Origin of the sequence: Kitasatospora sp. NPDC088346 (genome assembly GCF_044740765.1) — a bacterium.
In the GTDB taxonomy this organism is placed as follows: Bacteria; Actinomycetota; Actinomycetes; order Streptomycetales; family Streptomycetaceae; genus Kitasatospora.
Genome location: NZ_JBIURH010000183.1, coordinates 1 through 1431 on the forward strand (window position 1 = coordinate 1; position 1431 = coordinate 1431).

The following is a 1431-nucleotide window of genomic DNA, read 5'->3' on the forward strand; positions in this document are numbered from 1 at the left end:
ATGTGTTGACGGTGGGTGAGCGGGGTCTGGTGTTGGGGGAGTGGGCGGCGACGTCGCGGGTGTTGCCGGATGCGACGGTGGCGGATCTGTTGGCGGAGCGTGCGGTGTCGGTGCCGGACGAGGTGGCGTTGGTGTTCGGGGCTTCGCGGTGGACGTATGCGGAGTTGGATGCGCGGGTGAATCGTCTGGCGCGGTTGTTCGTGGCGCGGGGGGCGGGGCCGGAGCGGGTTGTGGCGTTGGGGTTGCCGCGGTCGTTGGAGATGGTGGCGTCGTTGTTCGCGGTGTTGCGGACGGGTGCGGCGTATCTGCCGTTGGAGTTGGACTATCCGCGGGAGCGGTTGGCGTTGATGGTGGAGGACGTCGGGCCGGTGTGTCTGGTGACGGATTCGTCTGCGGTGTCGTTGATGCCGGAGGCGGGGGGTGTGGTGTTGCTGGATTCGCCGGAGGTGGTGGCGGAGTTGGCGGGGTTGTCGGACGGTCCGTTGGGTGTTCGGGTGGATCCCGAGTGGCCGGCGTACGTGATTTTCACGTCGGGTTCGACGGGTCGGCCGAAGGGTGTGGTGACGCCGTATCGGGGTCTGACGAACATGCAGTTGAACCATCGGGAGGCGATCTTCGATCCGGTGGTGGAGTCGGCGGGTGGTCGTCGGCTGCGGATCGCGCACACGGTGTCGTTCTCGTTCGACATGTCGTGGGAGGAGCTGCTGTGGTTGGTGGAGGGCCACGAGGTGCACGTCCTGGACGAGGCCCTGCGCCGGGACGCCCAGGGTCTGGCGGACTTCTGCGCCGAGCACGAGATCGACGTGATCAACGTGACGCCCTCGTACGCCCAGGCGCTGATCGAGTCCGGTCTGCTGGAGGAGGACCGGCACCGTCCGGTGCTGGTGCTGCTCGGTGGTGAGGCGGTGGCGGAGACCCTGTGGTCGAAGCTGCGCGACACCCCGGGGGTGATGGGCTACAACCTGTACGGGCCGACCGAGTACACCATCAACACGCTCGGTGGCGGCACCCTCGACTCCGCGACCGCGACCGTCGGACGCCCGATCTGGAACACCCGAGCCCACGTGCTCGACGGGTTCCTGCGGCAGGTGCCGATCGGGGTCCCGGGTGAGCTGTACGTCTCCGGCGTCGGTCTGGCGCGCGGCTACCTGAACCGTCCGGGTCTGACGGCGGAGCGGTTCGTCGCCGATCCGTTCGGTGAGCCGGGTGAGCGGATGTACCGGACCGGCGATGTGGTGCGGTGGCGTCAGGACGGGCTGCTGGACTTCCTGGGCCGGGTCGACGACCAGGTGAAGATCCGCGGTTACCGGGTCGAGCCTGGTGAGATCGAGGACGCGCTGACCGCGCACCCCGCGGTCGCGCAGGCCGCCGTGGTGGTCCGCGAGGACACCCCCGGCGTCAAGCGCCTGGCCGCCTACCTCGTCCCGGCCG

At 68.9% G+C, this 1431-nt stretch carries 1 protein-coding gene; it reads left to right on the forward strand.

The window, feature by feature from the left end; translation table 11 throughout:
• The coding region (locus ACIOFR_RS42335) for an amino acid adenylation domain-containing protein (protein ID WP_401006188.1) at positions 1–1431 on the forward strand (1431 nt) is incomplete at both ends.